This is a genomic window from Stenotrophomonas sp. 05N423, assembly GCF_056397145.1.
Genome location: NZ_JBFTMV010000003.1, coordinates 400421 through 416679 on the forward strand (window position 1 = coordinate 400421; position 16259 = coordinate 416679).

Sequence of the window (16259 nt, forward strand, 5' to 3'; positions counted from 1 at the left end):
GCCATTGCCGCGGTCACGGGAAACCCGGTGTCGGGAATAAGGAGCGGATGGTGCTGACCCTGCTTGGATTCGGAATGGTGGTCGTGTTCATGACCCTGATCATGACCAAGCGGCTGTCGCCGCTGGTGGCCCTGGTCACGGTGCCGATCCTGTTCGCATTGATCGGCGGATTCGGCGGCTCGGACCTGGGCAAGATGATGCTCGACGGCATCAAGACGCTGGCGCCGACCGGCGTGATGCTGATGTTCGCCATCCTCTACTTCAGCATCATGATCGACGCCGGCCTGTTCGACCCGGTGGTCAAGCGCATCGTCAAGGCAGTGGGCGGCGATCCGCTCAAGGTGGTCATGGGCTCGGCGATCCTCGCCGCGGTGGTATCGCTGGACGGCGACGGCTCCACCACCTACATGCTGGTCACCGCCGCGATGCTGCCGCTGTACCGGCGCCTGGGCATGGATGCGCTGAGCCTGACCTGCGTGGCCATGCTGGCCGGCGGCGTGATGAACCTGACTCCCTGGGGCGGCCCGCTGGCGCGTGCGGTCAGCGCACTGCAGGTCGAGGCCTCGGACGTGTTCGTACCGATGATCCCGGCCATGGTGGTCGGCGTGGCCGGCGTCATCGGCCTGTCGTGGGTGCTGGGCAAGCGCGAGCGTGCGCGGCTGGGCGTCATCGACCTGGATGGCGCGAAGGAAAGCGGCATCGGTGAGTTCCTCGCGGCCGATGAAAGCGCCCAGCGCCTGAAGCGGCCCAGGCTGCTGTGGATCAACGCGCTGCTGACCGTCGCGTTGATGACCTGCCTGATCCTGGGCGTGCTGCCGCTGTCGGTACTGTTCATGGTGGCTTTCTCCATCGCGGTGGTCATCAACTACCCATGCGTGAAGCTGCAGCGCGAGCGCATCGCCGAGCATGCGCAGAACGCGATGCCAGTGGTGGCGGTGATCTTCGCTGCCGGCGTGTTCACCGGCATCCTGTCCGGCACCGGCATGGTCCAGGCGATGTCCGACAGCTTCCTGGCGGTGATCCCCGATGCCTGGGGTCCGTACCTGGCCACCATCACCGCGGTGGCGAGCATGCCGTTCACCTTCTTCATTTCCAACGACGCCTTCTACTACGGCGTGCTGCCGGTGGTGTCGCAGGCGGCTGGCAGCTACGGCATCACGCCGGTGGAAATGGCGCGCGCCTCGCTGATCGGCCAGCCGGTGCACCTGCTCAGCCCGCTGGTGCCTTCGACCTACCTGCTGGTCGGGCTGGCAAAGGTGGAGTTCGGCGACCACCAGAAATTCACTTTGAAGTGGGCGGTGCTGATCTGCCTGCTGATGTTGGTCACCGCGATCGTCGGGGGCGTCTTCCCCTTCTTCGCATCCTGATGGAGCTGTGCAACGCGGAAGTCGCCGCACGTCGCGGCGGCTCCGGCAACAAGGACAAAACGCATCATTGATTGCCTTGGGAGGGGGAATCGTGAATCGAATGAATCTGTTGGCGATGGCCATCATGCTGGGACTGGCGCAGGCCGCCGGTGCCGAAGAGGCCGTCGCGCCGCAATCGGGCGAACCGCCCGCCACGCATGCGGGGGGCCATGACGCCACCACGCTCGATGCGGTGACGGTGGATGCGAAGTTCATCGCCCAGGGCGCGAAGAGCGCGATGAAGCAGGAACTCACCGTGATGGAGACACCGTATTCGGTGTCCGGCTACGGCGATTCCTTCATGAAGGCGATCGAGACCACCAGCATCGCCGATCTGTACAACTACATGACCGGCGTGCGCCGTGGCGGCAACAGCGGCTATGACGTGTCGATCCGCGGCTTCAAGACCACCCAGGCCGACAAGAACGCGATCATGGTCGACGGCATGCCCGGCGTGGCCGGCCGTTTCGGCTCGCCACCGACCTTCGCCGCCGAAGGCGTCGAAGTGGTGAAGGGCCCCGCCTCGATCCTGTACGGCGCGGCGCAGCCCGGCGGCTTCGTCAACATCATCACCAAGAAGCCAAAGGCGCAGTCGGCGGCCCTGCTCGACATCCGCACCAACACCTTCGAGGGCGCCGGCCTGCATGCCGGCGACGCCAACGGCTACAACGTCGGCGCGGACTTCACCGGGCCGCTGGATGCCGGGCAGCGCTGGCTGTACCGGGTGGTGGCCGAGTATTCGGACAAGGACGGCTTCCGCCGCGGCAGCTTCGACGAAGGCAAGTACATCGCGCCCAGCCTGAGCTGGCACGCGACCGACGCGACCGTGCTGAACGCGGCGTTCGAGTACCGCACCCGCCGCAATTCCTACGACAACAACCAGCTGGTCGCGCCGTTCAAGGATGCGCGGTTGATCGCCGACATCCGTACCCGCTACCAGGAGCCCGGCGATGTCGCCGACGAGAAGGCGTGGTCGAGCACGCTGTCGCTGTCGCATTACTTCCACAACGGCGGCACGCTCAACCTGGCCACGCGCAGCGTGCGCGGCGAGGACCATGCCCGCGGCTTCGACAATGTCAGCGTGCTGGCCGACGGCGTCACCCTGCGCCGTCGCGCACGCGAGCAGGCCAACAAGCGCAACTACGACTACTTCGACGGCAACTACGCCCTGCCGTTCAGCACCGGAACGGTGGAACACAAGTTCATCGCCGGCCTGACCCATGGCGTGGACAGCACCGACTTCGAGCGCATCCAGTTCTACGACTGCCCGGCGGTGGCCAGCCATCCGTGCAACGTCAATGTCTACCATCCGGTGTTCGGGGTTACGCCGCCGCTGTCCAGCTACCCGACCGGACCTGTCAACCGCCGCTATACCCGCAATACCTCCACCGGCGTCTATGTCTCGGACCTGGTGAGCCTGACCGAGCGCTGGAAGGTCAACCTCGGCCTGCGCTACGCCCGCGAACGGCAGCGCGCTGAGGAGCGCAAGACGCCGCCGCTGACCGTCAACTCGACGTCGACGTCGGCGGTACTGCCGACGGTGGGCCTGCTGTTCCATCCGACCCCGGCCTGGACCCTGTATGCCAGCTACGCGACGTCCTACGTTCCGCAGGCAGCCGGCGTGCAGGATGCGGCGGGACACGCCAATCCGTTCGATCCACAGGAAGGCCGGCAGTATGAGGTCGGCGCCAAGACCGAGCTGCTGGACAACCGCCTGACCGCGACGCTGGCGCTGTTCGACATCGAGAAGAGCAACACCCTGGCGTCGATCGCGTGCAACGCCGGCGTCGGCGGCACCTGCTCGCAGCAGGTCGGCGCCGAGCGTTCGAAGGGCGCGGAGCTGGAGGTCAACTTCCAGGCCACCGACAACCTGCAGGTGATCGGCGGTATCGCCTATACCGACGCCTATGTATCGAAGACCTATGCCGCCAGGACCGCGCCGCTGGTTGGCGCGCAGCTGACCAACTCGGCGCTGAAGTCGGCCAACCTCTGGGTGCGCTACGACTTCCCGGAAGGCGCGCTGCGCAACCTCGGCATCGGCGCCGGCGCCAGCTACAGCAGCGCGGTGGCCGGCAGCCTGCCGACCCTGGCCGACCCGCGCGTGCTGATGCTGCCGTCCTACACCGTGGCCGACCTGGCGCTCTACTACAGGCTGCACGACCGCTACGACCTGACCCTGAAGTTCGGCAACGTCTTCGACAAGCGCTACTACGAAGGCGTGAACTCAACGTTCAACGAGAACGGCGTGGTGCCGGGCACGCCGCGCAACATCACCTTCTCCGTGAGGATCCCGCTGTGGTGACGGGGAACGGAGAGCAATGGCCATCGTCGTGCCGGCCAGCGGCGTTCCCGCTGCTGCGGCAGGAAGCAACGGCATCGCGTGCCGGCGGCACGCCCATCGAAAACACGGGGAAGAGAATGAAAGCGATCACGGGAGTTCTTGGCTCGCTGTTGCTGGCGACGGTGCTGATGCCGGTCACCGCGCCGGCGCAGGAATACAAGGTGCTGGGCACGCTGTCCGGTGCCGCGGCATCGCCGGCGCAGGCCTTGAAGGTGGATGAAGCCGGACGCCGGCTGTACGCGGGCCGCCAGGGCGGCGTGGATGTGTTCGACATCGACAGCGGCGAGCGCAAGGGCACGATCGCCGTGAACGGCGCGGTCGGCGGCATCGCACTCGCACTCGACCTCGGGCGCGGCTATGCCAGCAGCGCCGACGGCGGCAACGTGCTGGTGTTCGACCTGCAGAGTCTGGCGGTGCTGCAGACCGTCCGCTCCGGCGGCAGCGAACCGCGCGAACTGGAGTACGACCCGGCGCGCGGCGTGGTCTATGTCTCCAATGCCGGCAACGGCCAGCTGGCGGTCCTGGATGCGAAGAACGGCGCCAGCCGCGGCAGCCTGAAACTGGGCGGGCGCCTGCGCGGCGCCTCGGCCGATGGCCGCGGCAACCTGTTCGTCGCCGATGAGGCGAATGACGTGCTGCACGTCGTCGATACCGCGAAGCTCTCGCCGCTGGGCGCCATCTCGGTATGGCCGGGCAAGGCGCCCACCGCGATGGCCAACGACATCAAGGAACGCCGCATCTACGTCTCCACCGGCAACGGCAAGATGATCGTGGTCGATCCCGATCCGGGCCAGATGCTCGGCGTGGTCGAGACCGGTGGCAAGGGCGCGGCCGGCGTCGCCATCCAGTACGCGCCGGCGCGGCTGGTGCGGCTGTTCATGCCCAATGCCGACGGCACCCTGGACGTGGTCCAGAACGCCAAGCTCACCCCGTCGCTGGAGGCCAGCAAGGCCGGCATCGGCGGCGGCAGCGCCGCCGCGTTCGACGGCAAGAGCGGGCGGGCATTCGTCACCGGCGCCAACGGCGTCCTGGTCATCGGCAAGTGACGGCATACGGGGAAACCATCATGTTGAAGAATCTGCACCGCATCACTCTCGTCACCGCGTTCCTCGTCACTGCACCCGCACTTGCGCAGGAGGTCCGCGACGACGCCCTGAAGGGCAAACAGATCCTGTTCGTCATCGGCAAGACCGCCAAGGACGCGCCCAACGACGACCCGCTGATCCGCGACTACCTGGGCACGCTCGGCGCACAGGTGACCACCGCATCGGCCACCGATCCGGTCACCGCCGCCAACGGCAAGGACCTGGTGCTGATCTCCTCCACGGTCAACGCCCGCGAGCTGGGCAACCGCTACCGCGACCTGCGCACGCCCATCGTCACCTGGAGCGCCTACAGCTTCCCGCTGCTGGGCATGACCGGCGACAAGCTGCACGAAGACTTCTCGGTGGTGCGCGAAAAGCCGTTCCACAACGAGAACCATGCCGACTACTACGCGCATGCCACCAGCTCGACCAATCCGATCCTGCGCGCGGCGCGCATTCCGCACGGGATGTTCGCACCGCTGCTGTTCAGCGGCGGCGTCACCGACCCGAGCTGGGGCAAGCCGAGCCGCGGCGCCGACATCGCCGTGGTGTTCGGCGGCGAACTCGACCAGGCGGCGGTGTTCTCCTATGAACGCAATGCGCTGATGGTGGGCGAAGCGGTCGCCCCGGCCCGCCGCGTCGGTCTGTTCCTGGGCAACAACAGCTGGTCGATCCTGTCCGACGCGCAGGGCCCGGCCGCGCAGGACCCCAAGGAGTTCGCCTGGTTCGGCGGGCGCCGACTGTTCGACGCCGCCCTGCGCTGGGCGGTCAGCGCGCCGCAGGCGCCGGCCTCGGCATCGCCAGCGCAGCAGCGCGCCACGCTGGCCAATCTGGCCAAGGGCAAGAAGGTGTTGTTCGTGCGCCGCTACGACCTGCCGTGGCCGGAGAACGAGGCTTCTGACCAGGCGCAGCTGGCCTGGCTGAAGTCGCTGGGCTTCGAGGTGCACACCGCCGACCACATGGAACCGGACAGCCGCGCGCAGGGCATGGACCTGGTGATCGTCTCGGCCAGCACCAACAAGTACAAGCTGGGCATCAAGTACGCGGACGTGAAGATTCCGGTGATGCTGCTGGAGGCCAAGGCGGTGGACGCGCTGGGCATGGTGAGTCGCCGCCGCAACACCGATTACGGCGTCAACGACCACAAGGAAAGCCTGTACCCGCCGGAGAACTATGTGAGCGTGGTGCGCGCCTACCATCCGATCGCCGCCGGCATGCCGGCCGGTCAGTTCAAGCTCTATACGACGCCGGGCGTACTGGCCTGGTCGCGTCCGCCGGCCGGCGCGCAGGTGATCGCCACCATCCCCAACCAGCCCGAGCACGCGACGATGTTCGCCTTCGAGAAGGGCGCGACGATGGCCAACGATGCGGTAGCGCCGGCACGCCGCGTGCTGTTCCCGCTGGATGCGCCGCGCTTCCCCGACCTGACCGACGACGGCCAGCGCGTCTATGGCGCCGCATTGGCCTGGCTGCTGACCGCTCCTTGACCCCGGCCGCCGCCCCGCAAGGCCGGCGGCGGTACGGGACACGGGCGCCGCCGGACCACATGGCGGCGCCCATCCATCCGCGATTCGACGTACCTGCCCGATCACCTTGGGAGGGGAGATCATGACCATGAAACAGAACCTGCTTGCCGTTGCCGTGCTGATGAGCCTGGTACAGGGCGCCCAGGCGCAGGATGGCGCCCAAGGACAGACTGCAGCGGGCAAGGACGCGGATGCGGCAACCATGCTGGACGCGGTCCAGGTCCAGGCCACGTTCGTCGCCCAGGGCGCCAGAAGCGCGATGAAGCAGGACCTCACGGTCATGGAGACGCCGTATTCGGTGGCGGCCTACAGCGACGACTTCATGAAGGCGATCGAGACCACCAGCATCGCCGACCTGTACAACTACATGACCGGCGTGCGGCGCGGCGGCAATACCGGCTACGACATCTCCATCCGCGGCTTCAAGAGCACCAATGCCGACAAGAGCACCATCATGGTCGATGGCCTTCCCGGCGTATCCGGCCGTTTCGGCTCGCCCCCCACCTTCGCCGCCGAGGGCATCGAAGTCGTGAAGGGCCCGGCCTCGGTGCTGTACGGCAGCGGGCAACCCGGCGGCTTCGTCAACATCATCACCAAGAAGCCGCAGGCAAAGCCGGCCGGGCAGCTCTATGTCCGAGGTTCCACCTATGACGGCGCCGGCATCGGCTTTGGCGACGCCAGCGGCTTCGGCGCGGGGCTGGACATGACCGGCCCGGTGACCGCGGACGAGAGCGTGCTGTACCGGGTGATCGCCGAGCACTCGGATGGCGACGGTTTCCGTCGCGACGTATGGAACCGGAGCACCTACCTTGCCCCCAGCCTGCTCTGGAACCTGTCCGATGCCTCGCAACTGCGCACGGCATTCGAGTACCGGACCCAGAAGAATTCCTATGACTCGCAGTACCTGGTCGCGCCCGACAAGGACGCCAGCAGAATCGCCGACATCCGCACCCGCTACCAGGAGCCCGGCGATACCGCGGAGGAAACCGGCTTCTCCGCCACGGCGGCCTACAGCCACTACTTCCAGAGCGGCGCAAGCCTGAGCCTGGCCGGCCGCAGCGTGCGCGGCAAAGAGTACGTGCAGGGCTATGACAACGTGGGCGTGCTTGCCGATGGCGTGACCCTGCGCCGGCGCGCCCGCCAGCAGTCCAACCGGCGCGATTACGACTATTTCGACGGCAGTTTCTCGCTGCCCTTCAGCACCGGGCCGGTCGAACACAAGGCGCTGCTTGGCCTGACCTATGGCACCGACGTGTCGGACTTCGAGCGCGTCCAGTTCTACGACTGCCCGGCCGTGGCAAGCCACCCGTGCAACATCAACGTCTATCACCCGGTCCATGGCGTGGCGCCCCCGTTGAGCAGCATGCCGCTGGGCAGCCTCAACCGCCGGATCACCACCAATACCTCCACCGGCGTCTATGTTTCCGACCTCATGACCCTGGCCGAGCATTGGAAGCTCAATCTTGGCCTGCGCCATGCGCATGAGAAGCAGGACGCCAAGCTGCAGCAGCCGCCGACCGCACCGCCGACCCGATCCATGGCATCGGCAAGCAAGCTCCTGCCCACCGCCGGCCTGCTGTTCATGCCGTCCCCGGAGTGGACCTTCTACGCAAGCTACTCGACGTCCTATATCCCGCAGGCAGCCGGTGCCCAGAACGCCGCCGGCAGCGTCAATGCGTTCGCTCCCCAGGAAGGCCGGCAGTACGAAATCGGCGCCAAGACCGAACTGCTCGGCGGCCGGTTGAACGCGACCTTGGCACTGTTCGACATCGAAAAACGCAATTCGCTGGCCACCGCGCCGTGCAACCCGGGGGTCGCCGGCGTCTGTTCGCAGCAGGTAGGCGCCGAGCGCTCAAAGGGCGTCGAGCTCGAGCTGAACTACGCCGTCACCCGGAACCTGCAGCTCATCGGCGGCTGGGCCTACACCGACGCCTATGTGTCGGAAACCTACAGCGCCCGCACCGCGCCCCTGGTGGACGCGCAGCTGACCAATTCATCGAAGAACTCCGGCCACCTCTGGGCCCGTTACGACTTCCCGGAAGGCTCGGCACTGCACGACTTCGGCATCGGCGCCGGCGTCAACCACAACAGCGAGACCCCAGGCAGCCTGCCCAGCCTGGCCGATCCACGCGTGCTGATGCTCCCCTCCTACACCGTGGCCGACCTGGCCTTCTACTACAGGCTGGCTGGCCGCTACGACCTGACGCTGAAGGTCGGCAACCTATTCGACAAGCACTACTTCGAAGGCGTCAACACCACGACCAACGAGAACGGCGTCGTGCCCGGCATGCCCCGCAACATCACCTTCTCCGTGAGGATTCCGCTGTGGTGAGTTCGATGAAAAAAACAAAGCCCCTATTGCTGGCCACAATTCTGCTGGGCGTATGCGGCACGTTGCAGGCGGCCGGCCCGGCGGCAACGACGGTGAAATTGAACGTACCGGCTGGCCCGGTGCAGTGGCTGGAAGCGCCGCTGAAAACCAATGCGCCGCAGAGCGAGGAAGAAAAGGAAGCCGGCAAGCAGCGTGGTCGCACGCTGCCGCAACCGGAGCTGTTGCAACCAATGCTGGACGCGCAGCTGCCGGCTTATGTGCCGACCAAGACCAGGCTGCGCGGCAGTTTCAGCGGTGGCTCGTCGGACGTGCTGGTGGATCTGGTTGGCCGTTGGTTCGAACGCTTCCGCCAATACCACCCGAAGGTGGAATTGAGCATCAAGCAACCGTTCGCCGGCAGCCTCGGCACCAAGGAGCTGATCAAGGACGCGGCCGACTTCGTGTTCGTCTCGCGCGAACTCAAGCCCGAAGATCTGAGCGAGTTCGACGCGCGCTTCGGTTATGCGCCGACCAGCATCCCGATCGCCGGCGGCAGCTACCGGCACTATGGTTTTCTGGATGCGATGGGCTTTTTCGTGCACCCGGACAATCCCATCGGCCAGCTCAGCTACGAGCAGATCGACGCGATCTTCTCCAGCACCCGCCATCGCGGTGGTACGCCGATCACCACCTGGGGTCAGCTCGGCCTGACCGGCGAATGGGCCGACAAGCCGATCCACGTGCATGCGATCAAGCCGTGGAACGGTTTCGAGGAATTCATCCGCCAGCGCATCCTCGATCATGGCGGCAAGCGCGGCGAATGGCGCGAGGACCTGCACTACGAGAAGCTGGTGTTCCCGCTGGCCACGCAGGTCGCCTCCGACCGCTACGCACTGGGTTACTCCGGCCTGGCCTACATCGATGCGCCGGTGCGCATGCTGCCGCTGGTGGTCGAGAACGGCAGCGAGGCGGTGTCGCCCAGCTACGAGAACGTCGCCACCGCGCGTTATCCGCTGGGCCGGCTGGTCTATTTCAACCTCAACAAGGAGCCGGGCAAGCCCTTGCCGCCGGAACTGGAGGAGTTCCTGCGCTTCATCCTGAGCCGTGAAGGCCAGGAGGTGGTGCGCGAGCAGGGCGTGTTCCTGCCGCTGCGCGAGTTCCAGGCCGGGCAGAGCCGGGAAATCCTCAACCGGAAGTGAGATGCCAAGCCCGTGCATGGAGTGATGCGCCATGCACGCGGTGCACTTCCTGCAACGCTTCCTCCCCAAAAGGCATGGCGGTGGTTCTCGTCGGCTGCCGCCACGCCGCCCTCATCACGTGTCTTCACTCTCCAAGGTGGATCCAATGAAAGTTTCGAACAGGAATCTCGCAAAGAACCTCACCCGCGTTCCGCTGCTGGCGGCGATGGCCCTCTGCGCCACGTCGGCCTTCGCCGGTCCCGGCCGCGTGGCCTCGGACATGGTGGTGGTGGTGCCGGAGGGCAGCGCGCACCCGGCCGCCCTTTCCACCCAGGTGGAGGCGTGGCGCAAGGCGCTTGGCCCCGGCAACGTCGTGTGGGTGGACAGCCTCAAGCGCGAGAAGCCCTCCGGCTTCGGCTCGATGGCCACCCTGCATTTCAGCGGCCAGGCGCAGATGACCGCATGGCAGCAGGCCAATGCGACCGCGCTGGCCGCGCCGCTGCAGCTGTCCATCGCCGACGTGATGACCCAGGGCGGCAAGGCGCCGCCGGCAAACGCCAGGCCCATGTACAAGATCAGCTACTACACCCTGAATTCGCCGCGCGAGGCGATGCAGTCATGGGTGGACGGCTACCTGACCCGGTACCTGGATTCGCAGGTCGACCACGGCATCCTCACCCGCTACGCGATGTACCTGGAACGCAACGCCGGCGGCCGCGCGCTGCTGGTGCTCGAGTACACCGACGCGAAGACCGAGCAGGAAGCCGAGCCGATCAAGGCCAAGCTCAGCGAGGACATCGCCCGCGCGGACAAGGAATACGCGCGCCAGTCCGCACTGAAGGAAGAACTGCGCACCACCCAGAGCTGGACGCTGGCCGTACCGGCGCACTGACCCCGCTCCCGTCCTTCGGGACGGGAATCCGGCCTCGCCCGCATGGCGCAGTGCCGGAACCTCTCGTTGCAAATGGAGAAGAAGATGAAGCACCAAGCCAAAGTCCGGACCACCCAGGTATTCGGCATCGCGCTCGCCTGCATGGCGCTGGTCGCCTGCGGCAAGCAGGAAACCCCCGCACCGGCATCCACCCAGGCGGCCGCTCCGCCGGCCGCAACGGCCGCCGCGGCGGAACCGGCCAGCGTCATCGTCTGGGCGCCGCCGGGCAAGGCCGCACCGGCCGATTTCGCGCAGAAGCTGCGCGCACTGAAGGACGAAGGCATCGCCTCGGAAGTGCGCGTGGTGAAGGAATACGCCTTCGAGGAAAAACCCGGCTATGGCTCGGGTTTCGATGAACTGGCGGTCGTGAAGTTCCCCAGTGAAACGGCCTACGAGCAGTGGAAGGCCAGCCCGGCCGCCGACCTCGGTCCGGACGTGCTGAGCAGCCGCGTCGATGTCATGACCGAGCGCGTCAGCAGGAAGAACAATCCGGACCAGTCGGTCTACGTCGTCAGCCAGTACGAAACCTTCGTGTCGCCGCAGGCCTACAAGGAGTACTCGGAGGACTACATCGACCCGAACATGGACAACCAGTACCACTCCGGCATCATGACCCGCTACACGATGTACCTGGAGCGCCAGGCCAGCGGCGACCTGAAGAACCCGCGCGCCTTCCTGGTCACCGAGTACGCCAACCAGGCCGAGTTCGACCGCAAGGCATCGGTCAAGGATCCGTACAAGGCGCTGCTGCTGTCCGGTCCGTATCCGGAATGGGCGCGCCTGAACGTCGAGAAGAAGACCATGCGCCGCGACTTCAACGAGTCCTACGCCAGGCCGGCACCGTAATCCGGCACATCCTCCCCCAGCGATGCGCTCCGAAGCCCGGCACTGGGACGCCAGTGCCGGGCTTCCTTGTCTGGCCGTTGCCGCATCCATGCCGGACGCCGCATCAGGGGCAGCCGCCCAGCGCACGTTGCGCGTCCTCGACCTCGCCTGCATTGAGCGGCAGGTAGCCGCGGCGGCCGGAAGCGATGAGGTGCTGGCCCTGTGGCGACAGTGCCAGGCAGAGAAACGCGCGTGCGACCGGTTCCACCCGTCCCTGCGGATCGCGGCGGGCGTAGATGAGCAGGTGGCGGTCGAAGGGATAAAGACCGGAACGGATGCCTTCCACATCGCCGCGGATTTCCCGGCCCTCGTCGTCGACGATGGCGAGCGCGCGCAGCCCCGGCCCGACGTGGTTCAGATTGGCGATGCCCAGCGCGTGCGGGTCCGCGACGACGGCGGCGGCGACATCGCGCGACTGGCGGTATCCATCGAAATGCCCGGCGTACCGTGCGATCCCCAGACGACGCAGCATCAAAGCGCCTATCGCCGTGTCCTGCGCCAGGCCGACGACGCGGATCCTGTGTGCGCCCGCCTCTCCTTCGATGCCAAGCTCGCGCCATTCGATCGGCTGTCCTTCGCCTCCGGCCATGATCCGACGCAGTTCCGCGATGGGAATCCGCCGCAGCGGATTGGAGGCATGCACGAGGATTCCCGTCGGCGACGACAGCGCGCCGGGCGTCAGCGAATCGTGCGCGAGGGCTATCGCAAGGGGTTCGACCGCCTGCACCCGGCGCCATGCATCGATGTCGCCGGGCTCCAGTTCCGCGCCCATCGGCGCGAACGCGGAGGTGCCGTCCAGCAGCGGCTCCGGCGCGGTACGGGTGCCCTTGAGCACCCATTCGAAGCGGATGCCGGGGTGCAGGGCCTCGAACACGGCACCCAGCGCCGGCAGCATTTCATCCATGTCGTTGTAGCCCACGACCCGGATCTTTCCCTCGGCCGTCAGGTATCCCGCTGCTGGCGGGACCTGCAGCGCGGAAGTGCGGGCAACAGCCTCCAGTCCATGCGCCGCAGCGCCGCCCGCGGCCAGTGTGAACAGCAGGCAGGCCAGCAGCCTTCGATGGAGGTGGGCGTGGGCCGGGAGCGACCGTTCGATGAAGCATATCGGAGTCATGTGCGGTATCCGGAGCAAGGAAGGCCACCATCCACGATAGGCAGGCGCTCTGTCGGCAGGCTGACACCCACGGCGAAGCCGGGCCTGCGCAGGTTGCCCGCCACGACGGGGCGGCTGCGAGCGGGTACCTACGGCCGATGACAGCCGCTTGTCAGCCACGCGGCGCAATCATCGTCCTACATCCATCCGGGGATAGACCATGCATCTGCGTACCAGCCTCGCCCTGCTGCTTGCTGCCGGCGCCGCGTTTCCCGCCGCCGCCGGCGACACGCTGTACCAGCTCGAGAACGCGACCCTGCTTCCCAGCACGGACACCGACTGGGATTACATCCGGCTGGAGCCGCATGGCTCGCGCCTGTTCATGGCGCGCCGCAAGGACGGGCTGACGGTCTTCGACGTCGATACCCGCAAGGTGCTGGCCACGGTCGAAAACTCGGCCGGCGCCAATGGTCCACTCCTGCTGCCGCAGTTCGACCGCGGCTACGTCGCGATGACCGACGGCTCGCTGCTCAGTTTCGAGCTGAAGTCGCTGAAGGTCATCGACAGGATCAAGCTGGCCGACGACGGCGGCCTCAATGGCGTGGTGTTCGACCCGGCGACCCGACGCATCCACGCCGTGGTGGGTGCGCGTCCGGCCGAATCGACCTGGTTCACGCTCGACGCCGCCACCGGCAAGCCGCTGGGCAGGACGGTGTTCCCGTTCAAGAAGATGGACGACCCGGCCCCCGACGGAAAGGGCGCGCTCTATGCGCCGGCGCGCTACGACAACCTCCTGCTCAAGCTCGACTCGCGCACCCTCGCCGAGCAGGCGCGTTGGCCGATCGACTGCGTGCAGGTGGTGGCGGTCGAATACCAGGCCAGCCACGACCGGATCCTGATCGGCTGCCGCGGCGATGCGCCGCGCTTCATCGCGCTCGATGCACGCACCGGCCGCCAGCTTGCGAGCATCCCTATCGGCAAAGGCATCGACGGCATGGCGGTCGATGAGAAGCGCGGCCTGATCCTCACCTCCAACGGCGGCGACGCCAGCCTCACCGTGATCCGCCAGGAAGGCCCGGACGGCTACCGGCTGCTCGGCAACGTGCAGACGCGTCCACAGGCGCGGACGATGCAGGTCGACGAACGCGACGGCCGCGTGTACCTGGTGACCGCGGACGCGACCTTCGGCGCCCCCGATGCGGACGGCAAGGCGCCCGCGCCGTCCTTCCATCCGGACAGTTTCGTGGTGCTGGGTTACAAGCCGCAGTGAGAGGCCTTGGGCCTGAACGCAGGCCTACCTGCCCCGGAGATGAATGCGGGGCAATCACTTTCCTCCATCGGTGATCCTGTCGGCCATTGCTGCCGGACCGGCGCCGTCCAGATTGCCGGGATACCCTCGATGGGGTATCCCGGCGAAAAGCCTATTGACCAGAGTCACTGAGCCACAGGCTCATCAACCCGGCGCGGCTGCGGACGGAGAACTTCCGGAACAGGGAAACGACATGCTGGTGGGTGGTCGAGACGGCCAGCCCCAGTTGCTCGGAAATCTCCTTCTCCGAGGCTTTGGTCAACAGAAGCCTGAGCACCTTGCGTTCGGTCGGCGTCAGTGATGATTTGGCTATCAGCGATCCCTGGATGATCATCAACTGCCGGTGGAACCATTTGATTCCACGCAGCGCATAGGAAAGCAGCGCCACGTCCCGGTCGCTGAACGGCGCATGGGAATGGAAGCCGAAGTGCGATTCGGCGTCCGCATTGATCGGAAAGCCGATCCAGAGGGAATCCATTATTCCGAAGCGCGCGAAATGGCTGCGATAGAACGGGCTGTCGAACCATTCCGGAGGCATGTCCCTGCGTAACCCGTAGGCGCGGAAGCTCCCGACGTTCCGCATTGCCAGCATGAAATGGGGGTCGGCTTCCACGCCGCGATTCCAGAGCTCCTGGATCTCCTTGAACGCACCGGTGTTCGAGGGAGAATCGATGGGATGGAGCAGCTGCGTGACCGGTATGCGCCAGCCCTCGAAAGGATCGAGGCAATCCGGCTTGGTGCCGAGACAGACGGCTCCGTCCCAGGTCGAGTTGAAGGCGCCCGTCATATGGCACAGCCTGCCTTGAAGATGCCTGCATGCCACCTCGGCGCGGTCTGCGCCAAAGTCGGCCAACTCGTCCCATAGAGTGTGTATTGCGTCTTTCTGTTCCTGATTGAGCATCTTCTCTTTGCAAGATGTTGTTCGAATGGATATCAGCCCGGAGCCTCCCCCTACTGATCAGTGGGCACATTTCGTCTAGCCGACACGTCCCCCACCCAAACTAACCAGACTGTGTGATTTGCGAATAGAAGACTAATCAGTAGGGGTGATGAATATTTATTTCCCCGCCATCCTTTCCACACCTCAACCCAGCCCTTCATCGGCCGATAGGAAGGGCATCGGGGACACCCCACCCTCTCGTCATACGCCTGATTTCAAGGCTCCCTGACGCCAGCCAAGCCACAACCGATGAACAGCCTTCCAACTACGGATTTCCGACGTCGCTTCCCCCATGCTGCGCGCCGCTCATGTGCAATATGGGAAGCGTCCGGGTTGGTTTATCGCGGGCAGTTGCATATCGCCGCCTAGCATCGTCCCCCAGCCCTCCATTGCTTTCTGCGGAACACCCGCGCTCACCCAGGCGGGCGTGATCCGCTTCCGGCCCGCAGGCGTCGCATGCAAGCCTCCGACCACCGCCCAGGACTCCCCAAAAAAGGTTTGAAATGTCTTCCATCAGGAATCTGAAAGTTGGATCGCGATTGGCGGTCGGCTTCGGCACGCTGTTGCTATTGCTCATTTCCATGCTGGTTGTCGCCTTGTACGGCAACAAGCTCAAGTCAGACCAGTTCAAGTATCTGACCGACATCAACATGGTAAAGATGCGCCTGTTGAACGAGATGCTCGACACCAACAACGCGGTGTTGATGCATCGCCGGCTGATGCTGATCAAGCGCGGCGACGGTCTCGACAAGGATCTGGCGCAGACCCGGGAGCTCGCCCGCAAGTACGATGAAATCTGGGGCCAGTACATCAAGATCCCCCGCGACGCGGCCGGAGACCGGATGGTCGCGGAGATTGAAGCGGCCCGCCAGCTCGCCATGGCACCGACGCAGGAACTGGACGACTTCATGCAGGCGGGAGACTTCGATGCGGCCATCCAGGTCCTTCTCGGCAAGCTGCGACCACGCGCCGTCGCGTGGAACGAAAGCATCGCCAACCTGCTCAAGCATCAGGTTGAGCTGACCCGCAAGAGCAGCGACGAATACCACGACACCGAGAGCTGGACCAGCAAGCTCTCGCTCGGCATCGGCCTGCTGAGCATCGTGCTCGGCGTACTGCTGGCCCTGCTGATCACCCGCAGCCTGACCCGCCCGCTGGCCAGTGCGGTGGGCGTGGCCAACGGCATCGCCGGTGGACGCCTGGACAACAGCATCGACGTGTCCGGCAAGGATGAAGTCGCCGACCTGCTGCGCG

12 protein-coding genes are annotated in these 16259 nt (G+C 65.9%); 10 read left to right on the plus strand and 2 right to left on the minus strand.

Going from position 1 to position 16259, the window contains the following annotated elements; translation table 11 throughout:
- The first annotated feature begins 50 nt into the window (after positions 1–50).
- The 8 genes from AC1DGW_RS08250 (at position 51) to AC1DGW_RS08285 (ending at position 11624) form a co-directional block, all read left to right on the plus strand.
- Positions 51–1367, plus strand: coding sequence for a CitMHS family transporter (locus AC1DGW_RS08250; protein WP_478021440.1), 1317 nt, complete (start codon positions 51–53; stop codon positions 1365–1367).
- A 100-nt stretch (positions 1368–1467) separates the two neighbouring features.
- The gene (locus AC1DGW_RS08255) at positions 1468–3708 is read left to right on the plus strand and encodes a TonB-dependent siderophore receptor (RefSeq protein WP_478021506.1); all 2241 of its coding nucleotides are present in this window, start codon (positions 1468–1470) and stop codon (positions 3706–3708) included.
- 116 nt (positions 3709–3824) lie between these two features.
- Positions 3825–4793, plus strand: a complete 969-nt coding sequence (locus AC1DGW_RS08260) for a YncE family protein (protein ID WP_478021442.1) — start codon at positions 3825–3827, stop codon at positions 4791–4793.
- A 20-nt stretch (positions 4794–4813) separates the two neighbouring features.
- The gene (locus AC1DGW_RS08265; protein WP_478021445.1) at positions 4814–6319 is read left to right on the plus strand and encodes a hypothetical protein; all 1506 of its coding nucleotides are present in this window, start codon (positions 4814–4816) and stop codon (positions 6317–6319) included.
- Positions 6320–6440: 121 nt separating this feature from the next.
- Positions 6441–8690, plus strand: coding sequence for a TonB-dependent siderophore receptor (locus AC1DGW_RS08270; RefSeq protein WP_478021447.1), 2250 nt, complete (start codon positions 6441–6443; stop codon positions 8688–8690).
- Positions 8691–8716: 26 nt separating this feature from the next.
- Complete coding sequence (locus AC1DGW_RS08275) at positions 8717–9868, plus strand: PstS family phosphate ABC transporter substrate-binding protein (protein WP_478021449.1); 1152 nt, start codon at positions 8717–8719, stop codon at positions 9866–9868.
- A 145-nt stretch (positions 9869–10013) separates the two neighbouring features.
- Positions 10014–10739, plus strand: coding sequence for a hypothetical protein (locus tag AC1DGW_RS08280; protein WP_478021451.1), 726 nt, complete (start codon positions 10014–10016; stop codon positions 10737–10739).
- Between the two features lie 84 nt (positions 10740–10823).
- Positions 10824–11624, plus strand: coding sequence for a hypothetical protein (locus tag AC1DGW_RS08285; RefSeq protein ID WP_478021453.1), 801 nt, complete (start codon positions 10824–10826; stop codon positions 11622–11624).
- Between the two features lie 103 nt (positions 11625–11727).
- Here the strand turns inward: AC1DGW_RS08285 and AC1DGW_RS08290 are convergent, their stop codons facing one another.
- On the minus strand, positions 11728–12777 hold the full coding sequence (locus AC1DGW_RS08290; protein WP_478021456.1) for a PstS family phosphate ABC transporter substrate-binding protein: 1050 nt from the start codon (positions 12775–12777) through the stop codon (positions 11728–11730).
- A gap of 199 nt (positions 12778–12976) precedes the next feature.
- Between AC1DGW_RS08290 and AC1DGW_RS08295 the strand changes: the two genes are divergently transcribed.
- A complete protein-coding gene (locus tag AC1DGW_RS08295) occupies positions 12977–14026 on the plus strand; it encodes a YncE family protein (protein WP_478021458.1) in 1050 nt (349 codons plus the stop codon).
- A 151-nt stretch (positions 14027–14177) separates the two neighbouring features.
- Here AC1DGW_RS08295 and AC1DGW_RS08300 read toward each other — a convergent pair whose 3' ends face one another.
- On the minus strand, positions 14178–14966 hold the full coding sequence (locus AC1DGW_RS08300) for a helix-turn-helix transcriptional regulator (RefSeq protein WP_478021461.1): 789 nt from the start codon (positions 14964–14966) through the stop codon (positions 14178–14180).
- A 542-nt stretch (positions 14967–15508) separates the two neighbouring features.
- On the opposite strand from AC1DGW_RS08300, the gene AC1DGW_RS08305 reads away from it, so the two are divergent.
- The coding region (locus AC1DGW_RS08305) for an MCP four helix bundle domain-containing protein (protein WP_478021464.1) at positions 15509–16259 on the plus strand (751 nt) is incomplete at its 3' end.